The 25,158-nt window shown below is 57.4% G+C and carries 24 protein-coding genes; 14 read left to right on the top strand and 10 right to left on the bottom strand.

Features of this window, described 5'->3' with window-relative positions; genetic code table 11:
• Nucleotides 1-9: 9 nt before the first annotated feature.
• From ACESMZ_RS11680 to pilB, 3 genes are all read right to left on the bottom strand, one after another.
• Nucleotides 10-888, bottom strand: coding sequence for a prepilin peptidase (locus ACESMZ_RS11680; protein WP_372958429.1), 879 nt, complete (start codon nt 886-888; stop codon nt 10-12).
• A 348-nt stretch (nt 889-1,236) separates the two neighbouring features.
• Nucleotides 1,237-2,463 (bottom strand): type II secretion system F family protein, encoded by a 1,227-nt coding sequence (locus tag ACESMZ_RS11675; RefSeq protein WP_372972661.1) that lies wholly within the window; start codon nt 2,461-2,463, stop codon nt 1,237-1,239.
• Between the two features lie 2 nt (nt 2,464-2,465).
• The gene (gene pilB / locus ACESMZ_RS11670; protein WP_372972660.1) at nt 2,466-4,184 is read right to left on the bottom strand and encodes a type IV-A pilus assembly ATPase PilB; all 1,719 of its coding nucleotides are present in this window, start codon (nt 4,182-4,184) and stop codon (nt 2,466-2,468) included.
• Between the two features lie 382 nt (nt 4,185-4,566).
• Between pilB and ACESMZ_RS11665 the strand changes: the two genes are divergently transcribed.
• The 6 genes from ACESMZ_RS11665 (at nt 4,567) to ACESMZ_RS11640 (ending at nt 10,109) form a co-directional block, all read left to right on the top strand.
• Nucleotides 4,567-5,088: a pilin gene (locus ACESMZ_RS11665; protein ID WP_372972659.1), complete on the top strand. Its 522-nt coding sequence runs from the start codon at nt 4,567-4,569 to the stop codon at nt 5,086-5,088.
• A 240-nt stretch (nt 5,089-5,328) separates the two neighbouring features.
• Nucleotides 5,329-6,528 carry a serine hydrolase domain-containing protein gene (locus ACESMZ_RS11660; RefSeq protein WP_372972658.1) on the top strand — a complete coding sequence of 400 codons (1,200 nt, stop codon included), beginning with the start codon at nt 5,329-5,331 and terminating at the stop codon, nt 6,526-6,528.
• A gap of 120 nt (nt 6,529-6,648) precedes the next feature.
• Nucleotides 6,649-6,954, top strand: coding sequence for a BrnA antitoxin family protein (locus tag ACESMZ_RS11655; protein ID WP_372972657.1), 306 nt, complete (start codon nt 6,649-6,651; stop codon nt 6,952-6,954).
• Between the two features lie 121 nt (nt 6,955-7,075).
• Nucleotides 7,076-7,519: a pilin gene (locus tag ACESMZ_RS11650; RefSeq protein ID WP_372972656.1), complete on the top strand. Its 444-nt coding sequence runs from the start codon at nt 7,076-7,078 to the stop codon at nt 7,517-7,519.
• A gap of 196 nt (nt 7,520-7,715) precedes the next feature.
• Entirely contained in the window at nt 7,716-8,603 is an 888-nt protein-coding gene (locus tag ACESMZ_RS11645; protein ID WP_372972655.1) for a crotonase/enoyl-CoA hydratase family protein, read from the top strand.
• A 189-nt stretch (nt 8,604-8,792) separates the two neighbouring features.
• The gene (locus ACESMZ_RS11640; protein ID WP_372972654.1) at nt 8,793-10,109 is read left to right on the top strand and encodes a hypothetical protein; all 1,317 of its coding nucleotides are present in this window, start codon (nt 8,793-8,795) and stop codon (nt 10,107-10,109) included.
• A gap of 71 nt (nt 10,110-10,180) precedes the next feature.
• Here the strand turns inward: ACESMZ_RS11640 and ACESMZ_RS11635 are convergent, their stop codons facing one another.
• The 3 genes from ACESMZ_RS11635 to ACESMZ_RS11625 form a co-directional block, all read right to left on the bottom strand.
• Entirely contained in the window at nt 10,181-11,191 is a 1,011-nt protein-coding gene (locus tag ACESMZ_RS11635) for a c-type cytochrome (RefSeq protein WP_372972653.1), read from the bottom strand.
• A gap of 14 nt (nt 11,192-11,205) precedes the next feature.
• Complete coding sequence (locus tag ACESMZ_RS11630) at nt 11,206-11,853, bottom strand: c-type cytochrome (protein WP_372972652.1); 648 nt, start codon at nt 11,851-11,853, stop codon at nt 11,206-11,208.
• 178 nt (nt 11,854-12,031) lie between these two features.
• A complete protein-coding gene (locus ACESMZ_RS11625; RefSeq protein WP_372972651.1) occupies nt 12,032-13,393 on the bottom strand; it encodes an MBL fold metallo-hydrolase in 1,362 nt (453 codons plus the stop codon).
• Nucleotides 13,394-13,540: 147 nt separating this feature from the next.
• On the opposite strand from ACESMZ_RS11625, the gene cysQ reads away from it, so the two are divergent.
• Together cysQ and ACESMZ_RS11615 are read left to right on the top strand one after the other, a co-directional pair.
• Nucleotides 13,541-14,305: a 3'(2'),5'-bisphosphate nucleotidase CysQ gene (gene cysQ / locus ACESMZ_RS11620; RefSeq protein WP_372972650.1), complete on the top strand. Its 765-nt coding sequence runs from the start codon at nt 13,541-13,543 to the stop codon at nt 14,303-14,305.
• 300 nt (nt 14,306-14,605) lie between these two features.
• The gene (locus tag ACESMZ_RS11615) at nt 14,606-15,865 is read left to right on the top strand and encodes a UDP-N-acetylglucosamine 1-carboxyvinyltransferase (protein WP_372972649.1); all 1,260 of its coding nucleotides are present in this window, start codon (nt 14,606-14,608) and stop codon (nt 15,863-15,865) included.
• A gap of 67 nt (nt 15,866-15,932) precedes the next feature.
• On the opposite strand, the gene ACESMZ_RS11610 is transcribed toward ACESMZ_RS11615, so the two are convergent.
• Nucleotides 15,933-17,945: a hypothetical protein gene (locus tag ACESMZ_RS11610; RefSeq protein WP_372972648.1), complete on the bottom strand. Its 2,013-nt coding sequence runs from the start codon at nt 17,943-17,945 to the stop codon at nt 15,933-15,935.
• 272 nt (nt 17,946-18,217) lie between these two features.
• On the opposite strand from ACESMZ_RS11610, the gene ACESMZ_RS11605 reads away from it, so the two are divergent.
• Complete coding sequence (locus tag ACESMZ_RS11605; RefSeq protein WP_372972647.1) at nt 18,218-19,612, top strand: hypothetical protein; 1,395 nt, start codon at nt 18,218-18,220, stop codon at nt 19,610-19,612.
• Nucleotides 19,613-19,668: 56 nt separating this feature from the next.
• Here ACESMZ_RS11605 and ACESMZ_RS11600 read toward each other — a convergent pair whose 3' ends face one another.
• Entirely contained in the window at nt 19,669-20,049 is a 381-nt protein-coding gene (locus ACESMZ_RS11600) for a helix-turn-helix domain-containing protein (RefSeq protein WP_091852273.1), read from the bottom strand.
• A complete protein-coding gene (locus ACESMZ_RS11595) occupies nt 20,046-20,303 on the bottom strand; it encodes a type II toxin-antitoxin system RelE family toxin (protein ID WP_091852270.1) in 258 nt (85 codons plus the stop codon). The genes ACESMZ_RS11600 and ACESMZ_RS11595 overlap by 4 nt, the downstream gene beginning before the upstream one ends.
• A gap of 324 nt (nt 20,304-20,627) precedes the next feature.
• On the opposite strand from ACESMZ_RS11595, the gene ACESMZ_RS11590 reads away from it, so the two are divergent.
• The 5 genes from ACESMZ_RS11590 (at nt 20,628) to ACESMZ_RS11570 (ending at nt 24,056) form a co-directional block, all read left to right on the top strand.
• On the top strand, nt 20,628-20,861 hold the full coding sequence (locus tag ACESMZ_RS11590) for a type II toxin-antitoxin system Phd/YefM family antitoxin (RefSeq protein WP_372972646.1): 234 nt from the start codon (nt 20,628-20,630) through the stop codon (nt 20,859-20,861).
• The gene (locus tag ACESMZ_RS11585; protein WP_372972680.1) at nt 20,861-21,238 is read left to right on the top strand and encodes a type II toxin-antitoxin system VapC family toxin; all 378 of its coding nucleotides are present in this window, start codon (nt 20,861-20,863) and stop codon (nt 21,236-21,238) included. The genes ACESMZ_RS11590 and ACESMZ_RS11585 overlap by 1 nt, the downstream gene beginning before the upstream one ends.
• A 179-nt stretch (nt 21,239-21,417) precedes the next feature.
• Entirely contained in the window at nt 21,418-21,657 is a 240-nt protein-coding gene (locus ACESMZ_RS11580) for a type II toxin-antitoxin system ParD family antitoxin (RefSeq protein WP_372972645.1), read from the top strand.
• An 8-nt stretch (nt 21,658-21,665) separates the two neighbouring features.
• Nucleotides 21,666-21,872 carry a type II toxin-antitoxin system RelE/ParE family toxin gene (locus ACESMZ_RS11575; protein WP_372972644.1) on the top strand — a complete coding sequence of 69 codons (207 nt, stop codon included), beginning with the start codon at nt 21,666-21,668 and terminating at the stop codon, nt 21,870-21,872.
• A 324-nt stretch (nt 21,873-22,196) separates the two neighbouring features.
• Nucleotides 22,197-24,056: a hypothetical protein gene (locus ACESMZ_RS11570; protein WP_372972643.1), complete on the top strand. Its 1,860-nt coding sequence runs from the start codon at nt 22,197-22,199 to the stop codon at nt 24,054-24,056.
• Nucleotides 24,057-24,096: 40 nt separating this feature from the next.
• Here the strand turns inward: ACESMZ_RS11570 and rfaH are convergent, their stop codons facing one another.
• Complete coding sequence (rfaH, locus tag ACESMZ_RS11565; protein WP_372972642.1) at nt 24,097-24,570, bottom strand: transcription/translation regulatory transformer protein RfaH; 474 nt, start codon at nt 24,568-24,570, stop codon at nt 24,097-24,099.
• Between the last annotated feature and the right edge of the window lie 588 nt (nt 24,571-25,158).

Below are 25,158 nucleotides of genomic sequence, written 5' to 3'. Positions count from 1 at the left end.
AGTGGACTCTCAAGCCACTCCCAACCACGCATACCACCCGGCCAGTATCTCATCCCCGAACCACAATGCCAGCAACCCGGCAGCCGCCAGGTAAGGCCCGAACGGAATCGGCACATCCCGCCCATGGCGGCGGAACACCATCAGGCTGATGCCTACCACCGCACCCACCAGGGATGACAGCAAGATCACTGCCGGCAGCAACTGCCATCCCAGCCAGGCCCCAATGGCAGCAAGCAGCTTGAAGTCCCCATGCCCCATGCCTTCCTTGCCGGTCACCAGCTTGAACAGCCAGTAAACGGACCACAAGGACAGGTAGCCGGCAACCGCCCCCCAGAACGCACTCTGAAAGTCCGTCAGGTAGCCGAAGTAGTTCAGCACCAGCCCCAGCCACATCAGGGGCAGGGTGATGTTATCCGGCAGCAGCTGGGTGTCGAAATCGATCATGGTCAGGGCAATCAGCGCCCATACCAGTACCAGCGCCCAGAGCGTACCCACCGAAGGGCCCAATAGCCATACGGTCAGCACCGAAAAGAGTGCAGTAACCGCTTCGATCAACGGATAACGGACCGAAATTCGTGCGCTACAACGGCTGCACTTGCCCCTGAGGAACAGATAACTGACCACCGGAATATTCTCCCAGGGGCGAATCTTGTGACCGCAGGAAGGGCAGGTAGATGCCGGCCGGGACAGGGTGATGCGCTCCTCGCTACTGCGCTCTTTTTCCGGAACCGCCAGGAACTCCTCGCACTGACAACGCCAGTCCTGGTGCATCATTTTGGGCAGTCGCAAGATGACGACGTTCAGAAAGCTGCCAATGCAGAGTGAGACGAAGAGTACTGTGAAATAGAACAGCCAGGGAGTAGTCAGTAGAGCGTCGAGAACAGCCATGGAAAACCTGTGTTATTAGGGGGCACCGCAGCGTGGCGGGAGTTAAAGATCGTTTTGCCACGGAATCCACGGCCCTTCGACAAGCTCAGGGCGATCGGGACAGTTAAAAGACTGTGATAGCCACGGAAGCACACGGAAAAGAATGTTTTTTGCACCGGACATTCACGGACCAAAAAGCAAGCTAAAACCTTGTCGGTGTGGGTCCGTGGCCAATAACCACTCTTCTTTTTGGCTTGCTTTTTCCGTGTTCTTCAGTGGGTTCCGTGGCACAAACGCTTTAAACTTCCCCGTTCGCCCTGAGCTTGTCGAAGGGCCGTGGCCGCGGATCCCGCGGCAAAAAACCAGGCGTCAACCAACCACCTGACCCATCTGGAAGATCGGCAGGTACATGGCCACAATCAGACCACCCACCAGCACACCCAGCACCGACATGATCATCGGCTCCATCAGAGCGGTGAGGTTGTCTACCATGTCATCCACCACAGCCTCGTAGTGCTCGGCCACCTTGCCCAGCATCTCATCCAGATTACCGGATTCCTCGCCAATGGCCGTAAGCTGTACAGCCATCACCGGGAATACATCCGTCTGGCGCATGGCCGCCTGTAGCTGAACACCGGAAGATACTTCATCTTTAATCTTGAAAATGGCGTCCCGGTACACCGCGTTACCGGTGGCACCGGCCACAGAGTCTAGGGCATCTACCAGCGGTACGCCGGAGGCAAACGTAGTGGACAGCACCCGACCAAATTTCGCTACCGCCGACTTGTCGAGAATTTCGCCAACAATGGGCACTTTAAGCAGATATTTGTCGACAAAGTCAGAAAACTTCTGTGATCGCCGCTTCGCCTGCCCAAACGCAAAGATAAACGCCACAATACCCAGCAGTACAACAAACCACCATTTCTGCATCCACTCCGACAGGTTGATCACCATCTGGGTAAACACAGGAAGGTCAGCACCAAACCCCTGGAACAGGCTTTCGAACTGAGGCACGACCTTCACCAGCAAGATTGCCGTCACGATGATCGCCACCACAATAACGGCAATCGGATAGGTCATCGCCTTCTTGACCTTCTTCTTGAGAATCTCCGTCTTCTCAAGGTAATTGGCAATACGATCCAGCATCTGCTCCAGCGCACCGGCCTTTTCACCGGAATCCACCAGGTTACAGTACAGATCGTTGAAGTGCTTCGGATGACGACGCAGCGCGCCGGCAAAGCTGGTGCCCGAAGCAACATCATTGCGGATAGCAATCACAAGCTCCTGTAGCCCCTTGTTGTCCAGGCCGTCGGCCACAATGTCAAAGCTCTGCACCAGGGGCACACCGGCCTTCATCATGGTCGCCAGCTGGCGGGTGAACATGGCGATATCAAAGGGCGTGACCTTCTTGCTGCCGCCAAACAGCGGTTTGGGTTTGCGCTTGACCTTGCTGGGCATCACACCCTGCTTGCGCAACTGGGCCTTTACCAGCGCCAGGTTGGTACCGGAGATCTCCCCCTTGGTCTTGTTACCCTTGCGGTCTTTACCTTCCCAGACATACGCCTGAAGTTTTTCTGCCTTCTGTGCCTGTGCCATGCTTAATCCTTCGTCACGCGGTTGGCTTCCTCAAGGCTGGTCACCCCTTCGATCACCTTGCGAAGGGCGGACTGACGCAGCGTACGGAAACCCTCTTGCTGGGCCTGGCGGGCGATCTGGATGGAGCTGGCTTCTTCCATAATCATGTTCGCCAGCGACTCGGTAACCTTTACCACCTCGTAGATGCCCACGCGGCCCTTGTAGCCTCCATTGCATTTATCACAGCCCTTGGGCGTGTACAACGTAAAGCCAGTTTCAATTTGTTCTTCTGTGAACCCTTCCTTCAAAAGGGTTTCTTTCGGCACATCCAGCGGTTGTTTGCAGCTGTTACACAGGCGCCGGCCCAGTCGCTGGGCAATGATCAGGCTGACCGATGTGGCGATGTTGAACGACGGTACGCCCATGTTCATCATCCGGGTCAGGGTCTCTGCCGCGCTGTTGGTGTGCAGGGTGGACAGTACCAGGTGGCCGGTCTGGGCTGCCTTGATGGCGATATTGGCGGTCTCCAGGTCACGGATCTCACCCACCATGATCACGTCCGGATCCTGCCGCAGGAAGGCCCGCAGGGCTTCGGCAAAGCCCAGGCCTACCTTGTTGTTCACGTTGACCTGGTTAATGCCCTCCAGGTTGATTTCCGCCGGGTCTTCCGCCGTCGAGATGTTGATCTCGGGCTGGTTGAGAATATTCAGGCCGGTGTAAAGGGATACCGTCTTACCGGAACCGGTGGGGCCGGTCACCAGGATCATCCCCTGGGGCTGCTTGAGGGCGTTCAGGTACAGTTCCTTCTGGTCTTCCTCATAACCCAGCGCATCAATACCCATCTTCGCCTGGCTGGGGTCCAGGATCCGCAACACAATCTTTTCACCCCACAGGGTCGGCAGGGTGTTGACCCGGAAGTCAATGGCCTTGGTCTTGGACAGCTTCATCTTGATGCGGCCGTCCTGGGGCACCCGGCGCTCGGAAATATCCAGCTGGGCCATAATCTTTACCCGGGCGGAAATCTTGGGGGCCAGTTTGATGGAAGGGCGGGATATCTCTTTCAGCATGCCGTCAGTGCGGTAGCGCACCCGGTAAACCTTCTCGTAGGGCTCAAAGTGAATATCCGAAGCCCCGCCGCGAATGGCGTCCAGCAGTACCTTGTTGACGTACTTTACGATGGGAGCGTCGTCCACATCCGTGGTTGCAACGACAGCGTCATCGTCATCCTGCTCACCGCCCTCTGTTTCCACCCCCTCCAGATCGGCATCGTCAAGATCGCCCATGGCGTCTTCAGCGGATTCCAGGTACTTGTCGATGGCGATTCGCAGCGCCGCATCATCCACCAGGATCGCATCGGTACTCAGGCCAGTGTTGAACTTGATCTCATCCAGGGCCTGGATGTTGGTGGGGTCCGATACGGCAATAAACAGCCGATTGCCTCGTTTATACAGGGGCAGGGCGTTGTGCTTGCGAACCAGCTTCTCGTCCACCAGCTTTTCCGGCAGCATCTCCGGCAGAAAACTGTTCAGGTCCAAAACGCTGACGCCGAACTCCATGGCCGCTGCAAAGGCCAGCTTCTGGCTGTCCGCCAGGTTGTTCTGGACCAGGTAGGTAATCAGGGGGATGCGATTATTGGCTGCCTGAAGATACGCATCCTTGGCGACAGCCTCCTCTAACAGGCCGTCCTCCACAAATCGCCGGGCCAGGCCCGTGAGCGTTACATTGCTTTTATCGGTTGCCATAAAGTTCGAACTTTTGTCGGTAACACGCTGACAGGCAGGTGAATGGCCTGCGGTGATCGGGTGACAGTGAGTTTAGATGTCCCAAGTATGATTGGAAAGACCGGTGGTTGACCATTTGTGTCACTCAGGCATGTGAGTGGCTTCGCAGTGTGACGCTACGCGTCAGTGAGCGACCGTATAGGGCATGTGAAGGGTTCCGCAAAACCATCGCCCAGGCAACCGCTATGGGTTCATAAGGTCATGAAAAGACGCTGATAATTGTCCTCTGTCAAAAACTGGCACGGCAGGTGCTGTACTCTTCGCAGGCTCATACCGGTTCGGGGGCAAAGCTCCGCCGGCCCCGGAGCCAGACGGGAAAAACGCAAAACACAGAGGCATTGTTATGAAAAACATTCAGATGAATCATGGTCAGAAGGGTTTCACCCTGATCGAACTGATGATCGTTGTGGCGATCATTGGTATTTTGGCGGCTATTGCTATTCCGCAGTATCAGAATTATGTGGCCAGTTCCCAAGTCGCCCGTGTGATGAGTGAAGTGGGCTCGATGAGGACGGCCGCAGAAACATGCCTGTTGAATGGTCTTGACGAAACTGAGTGTCAATTCGGATGGACTGATAGTAACTTGCTTGGGGAAGACAGCGGCGGTGATAGCGGTGGTAGTGGCGGTACTGGTGGTGAGGCGCTGCAATCAGGTGCTGATGGTGCCGGGCTTGTCGTAACTTTTGGCAGCGATACCGATGGGGATACAGTAAACTTCACTGCAACATTTGGTGGCAATGCTGGTGGCCCCATCCGTGGTGAGACTCTCTCTTGGGATCGTGATGGAACTGGTTCTTGGGCTTGTACTACGTCTGTCGATGCTGGCTACGCTCCTGCTGGTTGCGAAGCAGATGACGCGACTTAATTAGTGTCATTATGGACAGGCAAACCTGTCCAGATTCGAGAAAGGCCTGGTGGTTTCGCCCCGGGCCTTTTTCGTGTGCGCTAGGCATGGCCCGCAGTACCTTGGAGCTTAATGCCGGGTGACGTGGCGGCTTGGGGAACTATGGACGGGCACAAGTGAGAAACGGATCCAAACCCGTAGGCTCAGTCGCCTGTAAAATGTAGTGGCATCTAACCCCACCCAGCAAGGAACTCAGTGGCCGTGTCGATTTTGAAAAAGTCCCGCCTTAAAGACCTGCTCCTGGTCATCGTGATGGTGGCTCTGGTTGCAGGTGTTGCACACTTCGTTATTACCAACCCCCTGGGCTCGTCGAGGCTGCTGTATTACATCCAGGTCCCTGTTACCCAATGGAATACTCGCTGTTCAGAAAGTGCTCCGAAGTGGATGGCCGAAATCCAGCGTTACGCGAGTAGGAATATGGCGGCTCCGACCAGTCAGTTGGCGTATGTGTCGCCGGAGGGCGAGCTGCATCATTGTGAAACTGGATGGAAGGATGGAATTTTCGGTGACACACCGCTGACAGCGGATACCCGCTTTCGCTATGCCAGTACTACAAAGACCGTTACTGCGGCAGCGGTTCTCGATTTAATCAACCAGGGCAAGTTGACTCTGGGTGAGGCCATTATTGACGTGCTCGAGTTGGAGGGAGAGCTGAGTGATCCCAGGATAGCCGATATTACTATTGAACACCTCCTGTCTCACCGGGCTGGCTGGGACCGGGAGCGCACTCAGGACGTAATGTTCCTGATGAACCGTAAGCCCTGGTGCCCGGATAATCCTCAGAAATTGCGGCAGTCGGGCCTGATGTACGATCCCGGTGAGACGGAGCTTTACTCGAATCTTGGATATTGTTTGCTGGGGCTGGCAATCGAGAAAGTTTCCGGACAACCTTATCGCGAATTTATGGCATCCCATTTTGATTTTGATAGCTCCACGCTCGAGTTCATCGACGGTCCCTTCCGCCCGGACGAAGTAGAGTATGACTTCCGCTTTGAGAACTTCTACACCGATACCTATCACGAGAAGTTCAACTTTCAGGCTTTGTCCTCGTCAGCGGGGCTATCGGGAAGCGCGAGCGACTTGGCTCGACTTGTGAGTAATGCACTGGACTCGAGGCCCCTGACAATTCTCGATGGTGATATGGAAAGCGGCTGTGACCCAGGAGACACTCAGTCCTGTTATGGCTATGGCGTTTATCGCTATCAGCCAGAGGGAGCGGAGATACCTCTTTATATCCATGGTGGCAAACTTCCAGGTAACCCGTCAGCCATCGTAGTGGACCCGGCAGGCGGTGTTCTGGTCTGGCTCGGCGCCGGAGGCCCCCGCCCAAACGGTAACGCAACCAGGGGCTTCTACGATTACCTGAGAGGTATGCTGGCAAATCATTATCAGCACCAATAGCTCATTAAGCCGATGGCCCTGGTAGTTGGCATGTTGATGCGACCAGACTCTCAGTCTAGTGGGGCCTCGCACGCTGGATCATAAGCTTCCACAAGGCCAATCGACGAGAGGTTAAGCTCTATGCAAGCAAAATCTAGGTCAGGTCGGGTATTTGAACTCCCTTCTGACGAAGAAGAGGCCGATATCAATGCCGGAATTGCTTCTGATCCTGACACCCGTGAGCTGACGGATCAGGAGTTTGAGGAGCTTCGTCCAGTTGGGCGGCCAAAGGCCGCGGTTACCAAGGAACGGATTACGATCCGCTTGTCCCCGGAAGTTGTCGCCGAGTTCCGCGCGACGGGTAGTGGGTGGCAAACACGAATGGATAAGGCATTGCAGGAGTATCTGAACACTCATACCCGGGCCGATATTGAGCGGTTAGGATAGCCGTGCGGTACGGTGAAATGTATCGAGTTTCACAAAGATTCAGAACGCCAACCTTTGTTGGCCTGAGGTTTGCTGAGCTTGAACCATCACGGTTCTTAAACAGCTCACAAGGCAGTACCACATGGTTCAAACCAATAAAGGTTTCACCCTTATCGAACTCATGATTGTGGTAGCGATACTCGGTATCCTGGCCACGATTGCCATTCCGCTTTATCAGGGCTATGTCGCCAAAACCCATGTTTCCCGGGCCGTGGGCGAACTAGGCCAGTATCGTACAGCCATCGAGGATGCAGTTGGTGGAAGCAAGCCCGTCACCAACACAGCGATCGGCTATATACCTTCCAACATCACCACCGGCACCAGCGCAACCGATATCGCCACTTTGAATGCTGACGGATCAGGGCAGCTACAAGTGACGCTGGGGGGCAATGCTCACCCCAGAGTGTCAGGGGTATTGATCACGTTTCAGCGAAGCACGGCGGGAAGCTGGGAGTGTGTCATCGACAACTCGGCCAACCTGTCGGGGTGGCACGATAGCTACCTTCCGCCGGGATGCAGGCTGTAACGCCCGGTCGGATCATGGTATTCACAACAGACAGCCTTTCTGTGTCCCGGGACTATCCGTTCAGTCGGCAATAATAGTTGATAACGACGAGACCATATTATTCTCCCCGTGAATTCTATCGAATAAGTGATATGAATTTGTATCCCGTGCACGGTATGCATAACCTGCATGAACTTTAAAGCAGCCCGGAGGAACCATGGCCTTACCAGAACTCGAAACAACCCAATATGAAGTAAAGGACGGCATTGCCACCATCACCCTGAACCGCCCGGAAAAGCTCAACGCCTACAACGCCAAGATGCGTGAGGAACTGCTGGCGTTGTTCGATGAAACGGACGCCGATGATAATGTCCGGGTCGTGGTCATCACGGGCGCTGGCCGCGCCTTCTGTGCCGGCGCGGATTTGTCGTCGGGCGGCGACACCTTTGACCGCAAGGCGCAGTCTGGCAACCTGTCCCGGGAGTCCCTGCGGGTAGGGGATGTGTACCGCGATGGCGGTGGCACTAACACCCTGCGTATCTACCAGAGCCTGAAACCGGTTATTGGCGCCATCAACGGTCCGGCAGTGGGCATCGGCGCGACCATGCAGCTGCCCATGGATTTCCGCATGGCCGCTACGACCGCCCGTTTTGGCTTTGTGTTCGTACGCCGGGGCATTACGCCGGAAGCTGCGTCATCCTGGTTCCTGCCCCGCCTGGTCGGCATGCAGACCGCTGTGGAGTGGACCATGACGGGCCGTATCTTCGGCGCCGATGAAGCCCTCAAACATGGCCTGGTCAGGTCTGTGCACGAGCCGGAGGAACTCCTGCCAGCAGCCTATGAATTGGCCCGGGAAATCGCAGACAACACAGCGCCCGTTTCGGTGGCCCTGGCCCGGCAGATGATGTGGCGCATGTCTGCCGCACCGCATCCGATGGACGCTCATCGCATCGACAGCCGCTCCATCCAGGCCCGTGGCGAGTCTGCCGATGCCCACGAAGGCGTCACTTCCTTCCTGGAAAAACGCCCGGCCGAATTCCCCAACAAGGTTTCCACGGACATGCCGGAGTTCTTTCCCTGGTGGGAAGAGCCGGTGTTTGAATAAACGCCTGGTTCCTGAAGGCCAGCATTAAAGTACGGGAGTCAGCCAGCGGTACAGGCAGGCTCCCGGCTTGACGAGGCGCGACACTCGCCGGGTTGGCGACTTTGAAACGCCCCCAGCTGACACGGGGGTTGCTCAAGAAATCACCGGTACTGCCGATAACCGAAACAGGTTACAAGAGGCCAGCTCACCGTGATTTCATCCAGCCAGATTTCTCTCACATCCAACGGTACCCGCCAGGTTTCGATGCTGGACACCAGCCAGCTACGAATCAATCAGCGTCTCTCGGGCCCCTTGCAAAGTGGGCAGCAGGCCAATGGCACGGAGTTGTCCCTGTTCCGCCAGGCCGCTTACCGGTACAGCAGCCAGGAACAGCTGGCGTTCAGCAGCTCGTCCCAGGTCAGCGGTAATGGCCAACAGGCATCGTTCAATAGCGCGGAGCTGATGGAAAAATCCTCGGAGCTCTTCCTGTTGGGTCAGCAGGCGCTTACCGTCAGCCGGGCGGCCTTTGGTGAGGGTGCTGGCGCCGAGACGAGGGGCGAGTTAACGGTGACGGCAGGCCAGTACCTGTTCTATTCGGAGAGCGAGAGTCGCAGTTTCGCGTCCACTGGCAGTATCACCCTGGATAATGGACAAACGGTCGACTTCACCTTGTCACTCCGACAGTCGCAATCCCGGACTTACGAATACTCGGAGTTGGTGCAGATCCAGGAGCGTCCGCTCACGGACCCTTTGGTGATCAACTTCGGCGCGTCCACAGCCCGCTTGAACGACACCCTGTTCGAGTTCGACCTGACCGGAAACGGTGAAACCGGTGAGTACGCGTCGCTGGGAAGTGGCAGTGGTTACCTGGTGTTTGACCGTAACGGTAATGGCAAGGTTGATAACGGCTCCGAGTTGTTCGGGCCACGGTCTGGCTCCGGTTTCAGTGAGTTGGCCAGCTACGATGATGACGGTAACCGCTGGATTGACGCCAATGACGACGTCTTCCAGTCTCTTTCCGTTTGGGTGCAAACGGCGGAAGGGGACCAGCAGCTAAGATCCCTGGCGGAGGTCGGTGTCCAGGCGCTGTATGTGGATAGTGTGCAAGACCGCTTCACCCTGACCAATCCCCAGGGTGTACCACTGGGGCAGATCACGGCGTCGGGCATCTATCTCTCAACGGACGGTGAGGTTCGTACGCTGGAAGAGCTGGACCTGGCGGAGCAGAATACGGAGCAGGCCCCGACAGTAACCACGTCGCTGGGTGCTACCAGAACGGATGGGCAGCAAGCCGGAGGAGGACGCGCTGACGCAAGGGTTGAGGCCATTCAGCAGGCACTGGGAAAGCTGAACGACATTCGCGAGAAGCAGCAGGCCTTTATCGAGCGGGCAAAGGACGAGGGTGAGAAAGCATCTCCCCTGAAAGACTACTTCCGTATTATCGACAGGCTGCGCCTCGAACTACTGAATAGCCAGGATGAAAAGAAACAGGCTGCCAGCAGGTACCTGGAGTTTGCCAGGCTCTGAACCTGGCACTGATCCGGGTTGGTGTCAGTACTGGAAGGCCTCCATCATGGAGGCCTTTAACCATGGTCCGGTTACTCGAACGTCCTCGGCCGCACGGTATCCGGCTTCAGGAAGTCTTTCTCACCCGTGTTGTCGTGATCCCCAAGGGTCTCGCCGGTGGCTTCGCTGGCCTGGCCGTAGAGCGAATGCTTGTGGAAGGTGGGGCCATATTTTTCCAGGGTTTCCTTTACATCACCGGTGTAACGGGGGTCCTGGGGCCGTTCCTGGTTGCTGATGTAATAGGCAATGTCCCAGGCTTCCTGGTCACTCAGTGACAGGGGCTGACCCAGCGGCATGTTATTCTTGATAAAGCCGGCTGCCGTAAACACCCGCACTATCCCGGCGCCCCAGTTGTTGGAGCCGTCGCCCCAGGGTGCGGGGAAGACCGTCTTGCTATCCACCTGCAAGCCTTCACCATTTTCACTGTGACAGACGGCGCACTGCTCCTGGTAAAGCTTTTCACCATTGGCGTAGCTCAGCTCTTCCGGACGTTCCGGGGCCGGGAAGCCACGGCCGTAAATGGGCTTCTCCGGATACATCTCAACACCCTTGGCCAGCCACTGGTGATAGGCGGCCAGGGCCAGCATGTTGTCACTGCCATACTCCGGAGGCTTGCCGTTCATGGAATAGGTGAAACAGCCGGCGATGCGCTCTTCAAGGTTGTTGACGTGGCCATTCTTGCCACGAAAGCCGGGCAGGGTGACCGCAGCGGGCCACACCGGGGCACTGAAGGGCATGCGGCCCTCGCCCAGGTGGCAACTGGAGCAGTTCATGTCGTTGAACACGTTCTCGCCGCGCAGTTGCTGGGTGTTGGTGAACAGGTCATGGCCACGGCGGATGACGCGCTTGAACTCCGGGTGCATGTCGGACGCTTCCAGGTCCTGCATGGTCGGCGGGATGTGCACCAGCTCATTCTCTTCGGGGGCGGGATATCCCAGCTCCGTCAGGGTGTTCAGGTAGTCTTCGGTGCGCTCGTTGGCGGCAACTCCCCCGGCAATCAGGAGAGAGCCAGCCAGTGCTGTGATGGCAAACGTCGGATTCATGGCTTCATCTCCTCTCAGTTGGACTGCGGGGGCTGGGTGGACAGCCAGGCGGCAACCGCGCGGATATCCTCGTCACTCATGCGCCGGGCAATGGTGCCCATCAGGTCCTGCGGGTCATTCTTGCGGGTGCCTTCCTGCCAGGCTTTCAGCTGCGCTTCGATATACCCGGCATGCTGTCCGGCAATACCCGGGAACACTTCGCCGGCGCCCTGATTGTCCGGCCCATGGCAACTTTTGCAGGAGACGATGTAGTCGGACCAGTCACCACGTTGAGCGAGCATTTCACCCCGGGCGAGCGTGGCTTCGTCCGCATCCTCGCCCCCCTGGCCCTGCTCAGGCGCAAGCTCGCTGTAGTAGGCCGCCACATCGGCAATCTGTTGCTCGGAGAGCATATTGGCAAAGGGCTTCATGGTGCCGTTTTCTCGTTGCCCGGATTTGTAATCGTTCAGCTGCTTGGCGATGTAGGCGGCGTCCAGTCCCGCCAGCTGCGGCCAGGACTCTCCGTCCGGGTTGTTCTTGCCGGTACCGTCAGCCTGGTGGCAGGCAACGCATACCCCGGCGGCTTCCTTACCCTTCTCGGCATCGCCGTCGATGGCGGCGGTGGCCCAGCCAGGCAAGATTACGGCGCCTATGGCAATCAGGATGGTTGGCAGGAGTTTCACGGTCAGTTCCCTCTCGTCGGTTGTTATAGGTACCAGTGTGGGCCATACAACGAGATTTTGCCGAGGAACCTGACCGCAAGTTGACAGCTATCAACAACGGACGGCCAACAACGGACGGCTTCCAGTCACCGCCCCCTTCTGGTGGAACGGGTCTGAGAGGGCCGACCGGTATGCCGGTTCAAACCTCCACTTCCTCAAACAGCTCCGGCACCTCACAGTCCCAGCCGAACCGGTCACGCACCCGCTTGCGCATGACATCGGCCGCCACCATCTCACCGTGGGTGATGTAGACCTTCTCGGGCTTCAGCTGACCCTGACCCAGCCACTCGAGGATCTCGGCATAGTCACCATGGGCCGAAAGGGAATCCAGGTTGTGAATCTCCGCCTTCACCGGCCAGTACTCACCGTGGATCTTGACCGACTCCACGCCATTCACCATGGCATCACCCCGGGTGCCGGGGGCCTGGAAGCCGGCAAAGACAATACTGTTGCGGGGGTTGGGCAGCAGCATTTTCAGGTGGTGGAGCACCCGGCCGCCGCTGGCCATGCCGCTGGCGGAAATGATGACGGCGGGGAACTTCTTTGTGGTCAGTTCAATGGACTCTTCCACGGAACGAACAAAATGAGTGTTCTCATCGATCAGTTCGCACTGGGCCTGGTTCAGCCGGTGCTCCTTGTGGTGCTTGCTGAAAATCTCGGTGGCGCGGATGGCCATGGGGCTGTTCAGGTACACCGGCAGTTTGGGAATCTTGCCCTGGGCCATCAGCTTGTGCACCAGGTACAGCAGCATCTGTGCCCGCCCCACGGCAAAGGCAGGCATTAGCACTACGCCGCCCCGGGCCGCTGTGGTGCTGATAATCTCGGTCAGCTCATCCTCTGGGTCGGTTTCCCCGTGCAGGCGGTCACCGTAGGTGGACTCACACACCAGTACATCCGCTTTCTGGATGGGCTCCGGCGGTCGCATAATGATATCGTTCTGCCGACCCACATCGCCACTGAATACCACGGTGCGGTCGTGGCCAGCGTGGTGTACGTGCACGCAGGACGAGCCCAGAATGTGCCCGACTGGCGTAAAGGTCACATGGAAACCCTTCACCGGTTCGAATTCCTCGTGGTAGTGCAGGGACTCGAAGTGCTTCAGGGCCTCGTAGGCGTCTTTCTCGGTGAACAGGGGCTCCGGGTGTGCGTGCTTCGAGAACTTCTTGCGGAAGGCGTACTTGGCGTCTTCTTCCTGCAGGTAGCCCGCATCCGGCAGCAACACCTTGCACAACTCATGGGTCGCCTTGGTGCAGTAAATCTTGCCCTTGAAGCCATTCTTCACCAGTGCCGGCAGATAGCCGGTGTGGTCGATATGGGCATGGGTCAGCACCACCGCATCGATGGTCTTTGGCTCCACGGGGAAGGGCGCCCAGTTACGACGTCGTAACGTCTTTACGCCCTGATACATGCCACAATCCACCAGCATACGGTGCTTGTCATCGCTGAGCAGATAGCGTGAGCCGGTAACGGTGCCCGTGCCGCCAAGGAACTGTAATTTCATCCGGGTATCCTTATGGAGAGTTGTGTTGTCACTATGGAGCATAGCTTGTCCGCGAGCATTGATCTGGTGCAAAGATGTGAGTCGCTTCCTCCGGGCTGATAAACTTATTGCCTTGCCGATAAACGCTTCAACGAATCAGGAATCTCAATGAACCACGAATCCCTGCTGGACAAAGTCCTCGAGATCGCCGACACCGCAAGCCGCAAGGTCATGGAAATCTACCAGACGGATTTCGAGGTGCAGACCAAGGACGACAACAGCCCCATTACCGCCGCCGATATCGCCAGTCACCACGTCATTGTGGACGGTCTCAAGGCGCTGACGCCAGACATCCCGATCCTGTCCGAAGAATCCGCCAATGCCCCCTGGGACGAGCGCAAGGACTGGACCCGCTTCTGGCTGGTGGATCCCATTGATGGCACCAAGGACTTCACCAACCGCACCGGCGAATTCACCGTCAACATCGCCTTGATTGAAGACGGCGAGCCGGTCATGGGCGTGGTCACCGCCCCGGCCCTAAACGAAGCCTATTGGGGCATCAAAGGACAGGGCGCGTGGAAGCGCGAGGCAGACGGCAGCATCCGCAAGCTGGAGGTGGTCAATCCGCCGGAAGCCGTACGTGCCGTTGCCAGCAAGAATCACATGAACGAGGAAACCCGCACCTTCATCGAGCAGCTGGGTAACCACGAACTCGTCCAGGCCGGCAGCAGCCTGAAATTCTGCCGCATCGCCGAAGGCCAGGCCGACATCTACCCACGCCTGGGTCCCACCTGCGAATGGGACACCGGCGCAGCCCACGCCGTGTTGGTCGCGGCCGGCGGCAAGGTCACCCAGCTGGATGGCACGCCGTTGGCGTACGGAAAGGAAGATGTGCTGAATCCGTACTTTGTGGCATCGGGTGCCTGGTACTGACTCGAGAGCCATAATTTTCTGATTTCGCCACGGAATCCACGGAAGAACACGGAAAAAGATGAAATGATTTTTAGGGCCACTAAATCCACGAAATCACACGAAAAATGAACTGTCTTTAGAGATATCCCTGTTTTTACTTTCGTGTTCTTTCGTGGGTTTAGTGGCAAATAGCTTTGTGTTTTTCTTTTTTCTGTGTTCTTCCGTGGATTCCGTGGCAAAAAACTGACAACCCCAGTCACGCAGTCGGGGCATGAAGCCAAATATGGGGCCACCCCCATAACCATCACCAGGAAGGTAACCGTGGAAGCATTCAACACCCTCAGTATTTCCCGTGGGCATCTCGAAGGGCTGGTCAAGGTCAGCGGCGCCAAGAACTCCGCGTTGCGCCTGCTGGCGGCCAGCCTGCTGACCGATGGTAACGTTACCCTGACCAACTACCCGGCTGGCCTGCTGGATGCCCGCATCCACGTGGAAATGCTGGAAGCCCTGGGTAAAACCACCGTACAGGCGGGTGATGACACCATCACCATCGCCGAGAACGACCCCCTCAGCCAGCGGCTGGAATGGGACGGTCGGTCCATTCGCAATACCCTGTTGATTCTCGGGGCGCTGACAGCCCGCACCGGCGAGGCGGCCGTACCCTTACCCGGTGGCTGCAAGCTTGGAGAGCGCAAGTACGACCTGCACGTTATGCTGCTGGAAAGGCTTGGGGCAAAGGTCTGGGAAGACGGCGACTACCTCTGTGCCAGCGCCCCGGATGGTCTGAAAGGCACAGATATCCATCTGCCCCTGCGCTCAACCGGCGCCACCGAAAACGCCGTGATCACCGGCACCCTGGCACGGGGCGTCACCCGCATCTGGAACCCCCACATCCGCCCGGAAATCCTCGACCTGATTGCCCTGCTGAGGGGTATGGGCGCGCAAATCCGGGTATTCGGCCAGGAGCATATCGAAGTCACCGGTGTGGAAGGCCTCAACGGCACCGAGCACCGGGTCATCCCGGACAATATGGAGGCGGTCACCTGGCTGGCCGCCGCGGTGATCACGGAAGGCGACATCGAAATCGAAGACTTCCCCTACGGCGACCTGGAAGTGGTGCTCGCCCACCTCCGGGCCGCCGGCGCCAAGCTGTACCAGGGTGACAACTCCCTGATCGTAAGGGGTGGCTGCTGCTACCCCATCGAAATCAGCACCGGCCCTCATCCGGGCATCAACTCCGATGTACAGCCCATCCTCGCCGCCTGGGGGGCGAAGGCCAGGGGTGAGTCCCGCATCGTCGACCTGCGCTTCCCGGGCCGCTACGGTTACGCGGAAGAAATGGCCAAAATGGGGCTGCACTACGAAGTGACCGGCGACATGCTGCGCATCCACGGTAATGGCGGTGGCCTCTACGGTGCCACCGTCAAGGCCCTGGACCTGCGGGCTGGGGCAGCGCTGGCGCTGTGCGGACTGACGGCCGATGGCGAAACCACCATTACGGATGCCTGGCAAATATCCCGGGGCTATGTGGATTTCGCGGCCAAGCTACGCAGTCTGGGGGCGCGGGTGCGGGAGAGTTGAGGAGCGTCCGAGAGTATAAAGGGGGGGATATTAAGGGGAGGCGTGGTCACGCCTCCCCAGTCAGTTATCAGGGCAGTTCGACCAATACCATCAGGCCGAGTTCGTTGAATCCGGCCGAGCCTGCGCCATCCGGGTCATATGAGGTGCGCAGCAGCGCGAGAGAGCCGTCTGCGTTCATGAAACCGTCAAGCGTTGTTACTCCGCCCTCGTCGTCGGAGGCCGTGAGTGTCAGGGCACCTTGACCGTCGCCGGATACCGCGAGTGTATCTTCCAATGTGGAGGTTTCCACACCCACTTCCCCTGCGAGGCCGCCCCCCTTCACGATGGAGGCCTGGTTGCCGGAGATGGTTGCGGCTGTCTCGCTGTCAAAGGTGATGGTGGTATCGAACCCGGTATTATTCAGGGCGATATCGCCGCCGCTGTCGAAGGTTACTGTCATCAACATCGCGCGGTAGGTCCGGTTGCTGAGAGCAGGAGCTGAGCCTTCTGGCAGTTTGACCATCAGCGTGTGCTGGGTTTCGGCGAAATCACCGGTGCCAGTGTTGGCGCCGTCAAAGTTCGGTATAACTACCAGGTCGAACGTATCATTAACGAAGCCGGCAGCTTCGCCCTCGCCAATAATGCTGATGGTGCCGTCTGCATCCAGCGTGACGCTCAGGTTTGGCTCGTCAGTAGCAGCTGTATGCAGGCTGGATGGCGCCCCGGAGGCCTCCTTCGCGATCTCAATCAAGTCCCCGCCAACGACATCAAGGCTACCTGAGCCGTCAAACGTCGCTGTGCTCACTTCACTTTCGATACGGATCGCAGAGCCCTGTTCAAGGTAGGTCCCCAGGCTGACCAGGCCGAAGTCTCCGCTCAGGTCACTGGCAGTAGCGCTATCCGGCAGACGGGCAAAGAACTCCAGTGACCGCATGACTTCATCGCCGTCTTTCTGGTCCGGGTCCACGGCATCTTTTTCACCATCGTCGTTGGTGTCCACGGTCCGGTACCGAACAACGGCTTCCGGGGCCAGCAGGACGAAAAGGTTTCCGGCAAGGTTCTGCTGCAGCCGGTAAGTGGTCGGCGGGAAGCGGAAGCCGAAGTCGCCGTCGATATCCTCTTCGAACTCTCCACTGATCGTCAGCACGCCGTTATTGCTATAGGTAGCCGTAAATGACTCGACCTCGTTGTCGGCCAGTTCCGGGTAATACTCAACCATGGAGTTGGCGATATCATTGCCACTTAGGTAGGCATAGGCTGACGGCCCGGATGTCAGCGTTACCCCGACCTCACCGTCGCCATTATCGGTAAAACTGAAATTATCGCTGTACAGGTCAGTGGCGAAGCTGCCGTAACCCTGGCCATCGGAGTCGTGTAGCCCAAGGTTAATGGCCGAACTGCGGAAGTCACCGGCAATTTGCGTTACATCACCGTCCGGGGTGGAAATAACATCCACCTGGCCTTCAATAAAGTCACCCAGTTGCTCATCAAGCCTGGCAAACATGGTGGCAAGGTCTGCCTCAGCGGCCAGGTCAAACTCATCCGCCTGGCCCCTGAGCTTGACAACCTTGTCGGTTTCCAGGGACTCCAGGTCTGCACCCCGATCGATAAATTTCTGCAGCACGAACTCGGAAATCGGATCGATATCCACTTCCTGGTCGACCACCTGGGCCCTCAGCTGGTTATTATTTGCACCCGTGATGCGAACGATAAGGTTGCCCGCCAGGCTGGTGCCCGCCGGGACCGTCAACGTGTAGTCGCCGGTGATTGAGGTGGTGGTGCTGGCCAGCACTTCACCGACCTGGTTGCCGTCATTATCCACCCGGATCAACTGGACTTCGGCGCCTTCAACCGGGTCAAGTCCGATAATCGCTGCGGCCGCAGGTGGAAAGAAGAATTCCGAGGCCAGCTGGAGAGGAGACGTCGGTTTGAACTGGGCCACCTGGCCACCCGGAGCGCTCACCGTACCGGTCACTTCGGTGCCTTGTTGCTCCGTGGTGTCACCATCAGTCGAGCTACTGCTCGATGATCCGCCACACCCGCTCAGTGCCAGTCCGGCAGCAATTGCCGATAATAAACTTAACTTTCTGAAATTATTCATACGTACTGCCTTTTTTTGTGTTGTTGTTGAGACAAACCCTTGTGATACCTAAATGACTGGGCAGGTCACATAATAGACAGTGTGAGTAAATAATCGACATATAAAGGTGAGTGGAAGCGTTACGTCGTGTAGCTTTATTTTTCAAGCGATTACAGTTCGTTACGTTGCCAAAAAACCGTCAGAAACGCCTGCCACAAACAACAACCGGCTAACAGTTTTGCTGACGCTGGCCCTCTAGGATGGAACCCTGAATTTCCCTCCGGAGGTGCTTCATGGTTGTCGCCTGTTTCCCCAGACTGTTGCTCGCTGCCAGCTTATCGATGCTGCTCTCTGCCTGTGGTGGTGGAGGTGGTGGCGGTGGTAGCGACACGGCCGCCTCCCCGTCCGGCTCAGCCAATACGGCTGAAACCGCCAGTGACGAAAGAGCCATCAATGTTTCCGGGTACGCCGTAAAGGGCGTTATTTCAAACGGCATTATTACCGCCTGGGGCGTCGAAGATGATGGATCCCTGGTTCGCCTGGGCGAGTCGGTTCGTACCGGCAAGACAGGTTTCTATGACCTGGATCTTTCCACCAGCGCCGAGCTCATCAAGCTGGAACTCAGCAGTGACGGCAACACCCGCATGCGTTGCGATGCCGTGGATGGCTGTCAGGACTACGGTGGCTCAGCCACTGCCGCATTTGGGGAAGATTTCTGGCCCGGTCCCAACCTGCAACTGGAAACCATGGTGTCCGTTGGTGTTGACCAGGAGCAGCCCGGTGGGCACCTGACCCCGCTGACCACCCTGAGCACCAGCCTGTTTGAATCAACCGGCGCAAACACCGGCTGGCAGGGCTTCCTGCAGGCCCAGCGCAAGGTAGAGGGCTGGTTCGGCCTGCAGCAAGGTGCGGTTGGACTGACTCCGGTAGATATCACCAGCGTCCTGCCGGCGGATATTGACCAGGCAGAGCTGGAAGCGGCACTGGTCAACTCCGCATTTCTGGGCCTGGCCGTGGAATTTCCTGTAGAGGGCGTTCAGGGGGTTATCGACGCTTTCCGGAGCCAGCTCCTGACAACCGGGGTTATCAGTGATGATGGGCCCGAAGGGCAACCGGGAAGTGACCGCATCCAGCAATACGCCGCCTTCCATGCCTACACACTCGCCCAGGACGAAACCTCGTCCGCCACAGCGGTCCTGGCGTCAGCTGGTGATCGGCTGAGCAGTGGCGTGGATATCGCCGACGACAGTGGCAGCCAGCCGGACAGTGACCCGGTCGCCGGCACGGATGGCGGTGCAGCAACGGATGACTCTGACCAGGCGCCAGCGCCGGAACAGGACGTGGTGGAATCCCCGGCACCGCAGCCTGAAGGCAATGTTGAGCCAGCGCCTGAGCAGGATCCAGCAACAACCGCAATGACCGCCACGCTCACCTGGCAGGCCCCGCAGACCCGGGCAGACGGAACGGGGTTGGCCATGGGTGAAATCGGCCAGTACATTGTTCGTTACGGCACCCAGCCGGATGTGGAAGCCATGACCAGCGAGGTCATCGTCGAGGACGGACAGGCGATGGAAACCGAAGTCACCGGCCTGGCAGAGGGTACCTGGTACTTCGCCATGCGTACCGTGGACCAGAATGGCCTCGAAAGCGCCTGGTCAGAGGTGGCCAGCAAGACGATTACACGCTAGGGCGTTAAGCAGGAGTAAAAACAGGGCCTGGTTGGGGCCAACTCCCAGTTTCGGGTTCACTCAACCAGCAGATCGTCCAGGTCGACTGCAAGGGCTCTCGCCAGTGAACTCAAAACCCTGACCGAGCCGCTCTTGCTGCCGGCTTCAATCTGGCTGATGTAGGATTTACCCACGCCCGCGTAACTGCCCAGCGCTTCCTGCGTGAGGCCGCGATACTCCCGCCAGACCTTCAGTGGGTGTTCTTCCCCGGCAATCAGGCGCCGGGCAATTTCTGCGGGGATAGCCTCATCCTCACCGCTGGCCAGTTCGCGCTCTGCCTCCCGGGCGTCTGCCAGGTCTTGGGCGTCTTCTGCCAATTCCAGTAGTTGCAGGTATTCATCGTAGGGTAGAACGGCGTACTCCGGTTTGCCTTCACGTTCAATAAGTTGTGCGGTCATTTGTAAACATCTCCCCTTGAGCCGACCTTGACTACAAGAACCAACAGCTCACCATCATTAATGCTGCAAATCGCCCGGAAACTACCTTGCCTTAATCGCCAGTATGGCTCGCCCCGCATCGGTTTCCAGTCGCCCTGATAGGCATAGGGCGCACTGGCTATCGCTTCCAGTTGCTGCTGGAGTCTCTCAGCTTGTGCCTTGGGCATTTTTCGGAGCGCTTTCAGGGCCGCTTTCTTGTAGGCCAGTTGGTACATGGATCAAGTTTACTTTGCGTGTTTACTATTGGTCAACAATTTTGCTGGCCAGCTCGCAGTAGTTTCCTGCAACACGTTGCGGAGAGGGTACTGATTATCCGGCATGAAGCATCAGATTACTGAACCAACCACCAGAAAGAACAGTCCTCAGTTCACAAATCCTCCACTTGAACCTTACGCTCAATCAAAGCGCCCACCAGCGCTCCGATCAGCAAGATGTAGTTGAGCGGCTGCAGTAGGCCAAACGGAGCGGACCGATAATTCACCAGCCGCAGGGTTTCTGGTATGCTGATGTTTCATAGATCTGTGAAACAAGGAGCCCCTATGGAAGCCACCACGCGAGATTTGCGCCTGCATACAAAAGAGGTGCTCTCTGCCACTCGTCGGGGAGAGGACGTGATCATTACCTACCGGGGTAAACGCACTGCGCGCCTGGTACCGATTGACGAGGAACGTGCCAAGGGCAGAAACCCTGGTTTCGGAATGTGGGCGGACTATCAGGAGCTGGACGTAGACCAGCAGGTTAGAAACATGAGGAAGCGCAGAAGGTTTGAGTGATGCTGATAGACACGGATGTTTTGATTTGGGCGTTCAGGGGTAACGAGAAGGCATCGGACTTGCTGGACAACAAGCCGGGATTTGCGATTTCTATAGTCACCTACATGGAGCTGATACAGGGAGCACGAAACCGTGCCGAAATGCAGCTGATCAGGAAGACTTTGCGGTTCTGGGATGCACACATCGAGCAGATCGACGAGGCTATATCTTCTCGCGCTGCGTTCCTCGTAGAGGAGTACTCCCTGAGCCACAGCATGGAGATGGCTGATGCGCTGATTGCTTCGGCGGCACTATCAATGGGTGAATCATTGCTGACCGCCAACGATAAGCACTATCGCTTCATTCCGGACCTGGAACTCGAGATCTTCCGCCCATGAATTGCCAGTTGAACCTTACGCCCAATCAAAGCGGCCACCAGCACCTCGATCAGACAGATGTAGTTGAGCGACCGCAGTAGGCGCCTCTTAACTCGCGCCCGAATCCTGCAACTGCAGACTTTCAGTATTGGCAAAAATTGGCAATAATTGGCATTCGGGTAACGCAATGTGAGGTGTTCATGGCCACAATGAACGTATCGCTGCCAGAGCCGATGAAAGACTGGGTTGAGGCCCAGTCCAGAACAGGCCGGTATGCCAACGCAAGTGATTATGTGAGGGATCTGATCAGAAGAGACCAGGATCGGGCTGAAAAGATCGCGCAAATGCAGCAACTGGTCAACGAGGGCCTTTACAGTGGTGAAGGCTCCAGAACGATGGATCAACTGCGTGAAGACGCCATAAGGATGGCCAAAGGATAGTTAATACAATGGATTATGTACTTAGCCGTAAGGCTGAGGAGGATGTTGTAAATATCTTCTTGCCGGGAATCGAGGATTTTGGCGTTGCTCAGGCAGACAGATATCACCGTAAGCTGGAAGAAAGTTTCCGTTTTCTGGCAGAAAACCCCCTGGCAGCGCCTGAGCGGAAGGAATTAACACCGGCTGTTCGAGTCCATTCGATTGGGTTTATCTGATCATTTACAGCCTGGAGCCTTAGTCTGATCGGATTTTGATCATTCGTGTCAGGCACAGTAAAGAGGACTGGGCGAGCTAGGCCGCAGCCTCACACCCCCCCCCATTGTTTCCATATTTAACAGTAAATTACACACTTTACATTGCCACCTTCCGGTTAGCTCCGTACTGTTCCTGCAGTCAGAGACGACACTCTGGCGCAGGGACTGTACATCAGGGACGACGCCGCACCCCACGCGATTCCCCGATCTGCATTCCCTTCTGAAACCATCCGCGCACCTGCGTGGTTACTGAACGCAAATCTGTACGACAGGACAGGAAATCCGATGCTGAAGAAAAAGAAAACCCTCCTCCAGATGGCCATTGCGACTGCATTAACGGCTGGTTTGACCGCCTGCGGCGGTGGTAGCTCATCTTCCAGTGACTCATCTACTAACGATGGCGGTGATACCGGAGGTGATACAACGACCTCCAGCGGCCAGGAACTGACCGGGCAGTTTGTAGATAGCCCCGTCGGTGGCCTGGAGTACACCCGCTCGGACAAGGGGGGCGAAGTCTTTCTGACCAGTGACCAGGGTGAATTCACCTACCTGGAAGATCGCACGGTTAACTTCCGGATTGGCCAGCTCACCATCGGCAGTGCCGCGGGCAAGGCCGTGCTCTCTCCAAGGGATCTTGCCTCCGACGCCGGGGCCACCAACATTGCCCGGGTGCTGCAGACCCTGGACGACGACGGCAACCCCGCCAATGGCATCACCATTTCCGCGCAGGTGCGTAGCAATGCGGCCCGGGCAGCCACCCCCGTCAACATTGCAGAAACGGCTGACCTGGACAGCATCGAGAAGGACATTACCGACCTGGTTGGTGACGGCCGTCAACTGGTCAGTGCCGAGGACGCCATCGCCCACCTGGAAGAAACCCTGACCAGCATCCAGGGTTCCGAAATCACCAGTTGCTCAGATGAGGCTGCGGGTGAGCTGTCTGCCAGTGACCTGAACGGCCTGACCGTTGGCGCCATTGCCGACGACGAAATCCTGCTGTTCCAGTTCCGCTCCGACGGCACCTTCACCGAGTTCAATAGCGGCGATAACCCCAGCAAAGGCGCCGTAACCTGGGACGGCACCTGGGCGTGGGACACAAGCGCCCAGCGCCTGGCCCTGGAATTCCAGAACGAATATGGCGAGCTCGAAAGCGACGAATTCCCCCTGTGTGATGCCGGCAACCGCCTGATCGCAGAAGCCGAAGACGGCGTTGGAGAGCTCTACCGGCTCAACAAGCAGGTGAAAGACCGCCGCGCCGATGGCACCTACCTGCTCCAGTACCCGGATGAGACCGGAGCGGTTATGACGCTTATCTTTGGGGAGGTTGAGTACTTCGAGGGTGAGTCGATGCCCTTCTCAGCCGAAATCACCTACGGCGAAGGCATGACCACCATCAACTGGAGCGGTGAGTCGGACGACGAGCTCTACTTCCTGGCTGGTATGCCCACCCGCACCGCTATTTACCTGGACTTTGGTGAAAAGAGTGGTGACTTCCAGCGCATTGGGGTAGCAACCGCCACGGCGCCAATCACCAATAGCCTTCCCACGGTGGATGACATGGCCGGCAAAACCTTCCTCTATCGCAACGATGAAGACGACGAGGTAGTCACCATCGAACTGAAACAAGACGGCACCTACACTTCGTTCTACAACGACAGCTACGAAAACGACGTGCGCCAGGCCGCAGAACGCCGGGAAGACAGCTGGACCCTGACCGACGGTGTTCTTTACCTGGATGAAGACGGTGGCACCGAAGAACGCTGGCGTGTCGCGCTGGCCAAAACCACCGCCTACTGGGGCCTGAAGGCGGATGAAAACCCGGATGAAATCAACAAAATCGATTCCGTCTCCCTCGCCAAGCCGCTGACGGCTGACAGCTTCCCTGGGCGTTACAGCATCAGCATTCCCACCGAGAAGGGGCCTGAGACGCTGACCATTTCTGAAGGCGACAGCTGTGAGTTCTCCGGCTCAGGCTGTAACTGGACCATTGACGAGAATGGCAGGGGCGTCATTACCTTCGGTTCCGGCCAGAGTGAGAGGGCCCTTGTCTGGCAGATGGCCGGCCGGGCCAACGGGTATATCTTCGTGATGACCCACGACGATGATCCCAGCGATGTAGAGCCGGGTTACATGACCCGTAACTGAGACTCATCAAAACCGGCCCGCCACCAGGCGGGCCGGTTCTTCACAAATCCCCCAACCGAACGCGGACCGCCTGCTGCTTCTGCATAAACGAAATCAGCACAATCGCCCGCTCCTCGCCCTCATAGGCCTGGAAGATCCCCTCCACGCCCCGGAAGGGCCCCTCCTGAATCCGTACCTTCTCGCCCTTCTTCAGGCCGCCCTGTTCCTCAACCGCTGTCAGGCCGTCATGGATATACTCGATAACCTCATCTGGCACCGGTACCGGTTTGCCACCAAAGCCCACCACCCGCAGCACCCCGCGGGTAGACCGCAGCTTGCCCCACAGTGGGTCAGACTCATCAATATTGATGAACAGATAACCGGGAAACAGCGGCTCCAGCCGGGTGGCGCGCTTGCCGGCGCGTATGCGCTCCACCGTAACCTTCGGGTAAAAACAACGGGCGTCCTGGTTCTGCAGGTTTTCCAGTGCCCGGTCCCCCTGGGCGGGTTTGTGTTGGATCGCGTACCAGGGCATGGAACCTTCCTTGTGGTCAAAGCGTCAGTGTAAGTGAAGCCTCCCGGCCAGATAAGCCGTGCCAGCTGAGGGCCGCAAGGGTACTCAGCATCATTGCAAAAACAAATGCTATTTCAAAGCTTTGACAATGGTTAACCAAAAGACACAGCAAAAGTCCGGGTTTTCACTCCGGCACTCTTGTTGTTTTTGTTCCGTGACGTAGAATTGCATCACATTTTTCCGGGCCCAGACTGTTGGCGCGCTATTGTTTTTCAGACTGGCCAGCTTGAAACAAATATTTGCTCACCGCATCCGGGTTCGACATACAAACTATTGCCAGAACGCACTGTTAACGGGTCGGTGGGGCGGTAGCGTGCCCTGCCGTCAAACCGCTTAGCGCTGTTGAGTATTGCTATAGCGGGTCATTGCAACTACCAAGCAGGCTCTGAGATGAATATTGGACGAGTAGGCTCTGGAAGTGGTTTCCCCCTGACTGACAGTGAGGCAGGTTGAGGTGGACCCAATCAGTTGGACAACCTGATGGTGTCACTAAGCTATGATTCGATTGTGTGCCTGGCTCAGGCCGCCAAGGTTATGGGTTGCCTGTAG

Source organism: Marinobacter sp., assembly GCF_041690615.1.
Classification (GTDB): Bacteria; Pseudomonadota; Gammaproteobacteria; order Pseudomonadales; family Oleiphilaceae; genus Marinobacter.
This window is presented reverse-complemented; position numbering and strand designations above follow the sequence as displayed.

Coding starts and splice junctions, on each gene's coding strand:
- ACESMZ_RS11680 (WP_372958429.1), bottom strand. CDS start 888: ATGGCTGTTCTCGACGCTCTACTGACTACTCCCTGGCTGTTCTATTTC.
- ACESMZ_RS11675 (WP_372972661.1), bottom strand. CDS start 2,463: ATGGCACAGGCACAGAAGGCAGAAAAACTTCAGGCGTATGTCTGGGAA.
- pilB (WP_372972660.1), bottom strand. CDS start 4,184: ATGGCAACCGATAAAAGCAATGTAACGCTCACGGGCCTGGCCCGGCGA.
- ACESMZ_RS11665 (WP_372972659.1), top strand. CDS start 4,567: ATGAAAAACATTCAGATGAATCATGGTCAGAAGGGTTTCACCCTGATC.
- ACESMZ_RS11655 (WP_372972657.1), top strand. CDS start 6,649: ATGCAAGCAAAATCTAGGTCAGGTCGGGTATTTGAACTCCCTTCTGAC.
- ACESMZ_RS11650 (WP_372972656.1), top strand. CDS start 7,076: ATGGTTCAAACCAATAAAGGTTTCACCCTTATCGAACTCATGATTGTG.
- ACESMZ_RS11645 (WP_372972655.1), top strand. CDS start 7,716: ATGGCCTTACCAGAACTCGAAACAACCCAATATGAAGTAAAGGACGGC.
- ACESMZ_RS11635 (WP_372972653.1), bottom strand. CDS start 11,191: ATGAATCCGACGTTTGCCATCACAGCACTGGCTGGCTCTCTCCTGATT.
- ACESMZ_RS11625 (WP_372972651.1), bottom strand. CDS start 13,393: ATGAAATTACAGTTCCTTGGCGGCACGGGCACCGTTACCGGCTCACGC.
- cysQ (WP_372972650.1), top strand. CDS start 13,541: ATGAACCACGAATCCCTGCTGGACAAAGTCCTCGAGATCGCCGACACC.
- ACESMZ_RS11610 (WP_372972648.1), bottom strand. CDS start 17,945: ATGAATAATTTCAGAAAGTTAAGTTTATTATCGGCAATTGCTGCCGGA.
- ACESMZ_RS11605 (WP_372972647.1), top strand. CDS start 18,218: ATGGTTGTCGCCTGTTTCCCCAGACTGTTGCTCGCTGCCAGCTTATCG.
- ACESMZ_RS11600 (WP_091852273.1), bottom strand. CDS start 20,049: ATGACCGCACAACTTATTGAACGTGAAGGCAAACCGGAGTACGCCGTT.
- ACESMZ_RS11595 (WP_091852270.1), bottom strand. CDS start 20,303: ATGTACCAACTGGCCTACAAGAAAGCGGCCCTGAAAGCGCTCCGAAAA.
- ACESMZ_RS11590 (WP_372972646.1), top strand. CDS start 20,628: ATGGAAGCCACCACGCGAGATTTGCGCCTGCATACAAAAGAGGTGCTC.
- ACESMZ_RS11585 (WP_372972680.1), top strand. CDS start 20,861: ATGCTGATAGACACGGATGTTTTGATTTGGGCGTTCAGGGGTAACGAG.
- ACESMZ_RS11580 (WP_372972645.1), top strand. CDS start 21,418: ATGGCCACAATGAACGTATCGCTGCCAGAGCCGATGAAAGACTGGGTT.
- ACESMZ_RS11575 (WP_372972644.1), top strand. CDS start 21,666: ATGGATTATGTACTTAGCCGTAAGGCTGAGGAGGATGTTGTAAATATC.
- ACESMZ_RS11570 (WP_372972643.1), top strand. CDS start 22,197: ATGCTGAAGAAAAAGAAAACCCTCCTCCAGATGGCCATTGCGACTGCA.
- rfaH (WP_372972642.1), bottom strand. CDS start 24,570: ATGCCCTGGTACGCGATCCAACACAAACCCGCCCAGGGGGACCGGGCA.